General features: G+C 71.3%; 2 protein-coding genes. One reads left to right on the top strand and one right to left on the bottom strand.

Going from position 1 to position 2038, the window contains the following annotated elements; genetic code table 11:
• Positions 1 to 104: 104 nt before the first annotated feature.
• Positions 105 to 890, top strand: a complete 786-nt coding sequence (locus tag ACWGI8_RS43525; RefSeq protein WP_453669068.1) for a class F sortase — start codon at positions 105 to 107, stop codon at positions 888 to 890.
• A gap of 93 nt (positions 891 to 983) precedes the next feature.
• Here the strand turns inward: ACWGI8_RS43525 and ACWGI8_RS43520 are convergent, their stop codons facing one another.
• Positions 984 to 1763: a crotonase/enoyl-CoA hydratase family protein gene (locus tag ACWGI8_RS43520; RefSeq protein ID WP_453669066.1), complete on the bottom strand. Its 780-nt coding sequence runs from the start codon at positions 1761 to 1763 to the stop codon at positions 984 to 986.
• Positions 1764 to 2038: the final 275 nt, after the last annotated feature.

Raw genomic sequence — 2038 nt, 5'->3', positions numbered from 1 at the left:
GTCCCCCTCGGACGGCGGCCGCGGCGATTACCTTGCCGCCGCCACGGCCCCGATCCGCCGCTCGCTCACGCCACTCTCTTCCGGGTACACGAAAGGCACTTCCCATGACCGCGCAGCAGCCGCCCGATCCGAAGACGCCCGGGCAACCGTCCTCCTCCCGTTCCGTCAGTCGCAGCCTGTTGTGGCCCGCCACGGCGGTCGCGCTCGGCGCGCTGCTCCTCCACAACTCCTTCGACGCCATCGGGGAGAGCAGACCGCGGCCCCTTCCTGCGGCCGCCGCCCCCACACCCGCCACCCACAAGGCCGGCTCCCCCCATGCCTCCGGACTGGCGCTGACCCGTTCCGTCCCGACGCGGATCTCCATCCCGGCGATCTCGGTCAACGCACCCTTCACCCCTCTGAAGATCGGCCCGTCCGGACAGCTCAACGCGCCACCACCCAACAACAAGAATCTGGCGGGCTGGTTCGAGGCGGGTGTCACACCCGGCGAACGCGGCACCTCCATCGTCGCGGGCCATGTCGACACCAAGACCGGCCCGGCCGTGTTCGTGGGGCTGAGTGAGCTGAAGCCCGGAAACAAGATCGACATCACCCGCAAGGACGGCCAGGTCGCCACGTTCAAGGTCGACTCGGTGGAGATGTTCAGCAAGGCGCGCTTCCCCAATGAGCGGGTCTACAACGACACCCCGTCGGCGCAGCTGCGCGTGATCACGTGCGGTGGCGAGTTCGACTTGAAGACCAAGGACTACAAGGACAACGTCGTCGTCTTCGCCCACCTCGACTCCGCCAAGAAGGCCTCGAAGACCCCGAAGACCCCGGCGGCCCCGAAGACCCCGAAGACCCCGGCGGCCCCGGCGGCCCCGAAGGCCCCGGCGGCCGCGAAGACCTGAACCACAGCCGGTCCCGATGCCCCCGGACACATGCCCGGTCCGCCGCGGGCCCGGGGCAGAGCCGCGGGCCGGGGCACGGGCAGGCTCCGCGGTTCAGTCAGCGAAGCTCCCGTGGCGGCCCGTGCCGCCCGCGAACCGGTCGGCGCCCGACTGGGTCTCCCCCTCGGTCAGCGGCACCATGCCGTGCCGGTATTCGGCGGCCAGGGCGTCCGGCTCGCTCATGCCGTGCTGTTCACGCGCGGAGAGCCTGTCGTGGCGCAGGCACAGCTGTGGGAACGCCGCGATCTCCCGGGCGAGTTGCTCCGCCGCCCGGCGGGCGTCGCCGACCGGTACGAGCCGGTTGGCGAGCCCCATCCCGTACGCCTCCGGGGCCGGGACGGGACGGCCCGTGAGAATCATGTCCATGGCCCGGCTCTCCCCGATCAGGCGCGGCAGCCGTACGGTGCCGCCGTCCACGAGCGGAACGCCCCAGCGGCGGCAGAACACCCCGAAGACGGCGTCCTCCTCCACGACCCGCAGATCGCACCAGATCGCCAGTTCCAGGCCGCCGGCCACCGCATGGCCCGAGACCGCGGCGATGACGGGCTTGCCGAGCCGCATCCGGGTGGGGCCCATCGGCCCGTCACCGTCGGCGAGGACCTTGTTTCCGCGTGGCGTGCCGATGGCCTTGAGATCGGCGCCGGCGCAGAAGGTACCGCCCTCGCCCCACAGCACGGCGACGGCCGCGTCAGGGTCGGCGTCGAACTCACGGAAGGCCTGTACGAGTTGGGCGGCGGTCGGGCCGTCGACGGCGTTACGGACCGCGGGGCGGCTGAGGATCACCGTGAGGACGGGGCCCTCGCGTTCGATCCGCACCGCAGGGTTCTCGCTCATCGTTCGCCCTCCCACAGGGGTCGCCCGCCGCCCGGGAAGATGCCCCGGCCGGCGAGTACCGGATGATCCCCGACGAAGCTAGGGCCTGTCCGGTGGATCTTGCTAGGCTCGCGACGCCCTGCGACTCCGTCTCCTGCGTTGTCGTCAGTCGGCATGGCTCCGCCATGACTCTCCCCCTGCCTTCGGCGGGGGACCCCCATCCTCCGCCCTGGATCCGAAGCCACATCAGTGACATCAGCCGCTTCGCGGCGGGCGCTCGCTGATCCAGCCTGATC

The sequence above is a fragment of the Streptomyces sp. NPDC054841 genome, from assembly GCF_053611045.1.
Note: the sequence above shows the minus strand (reverse complement) of the source record. Positions and strands in the feature narration are given on the sequence as shown.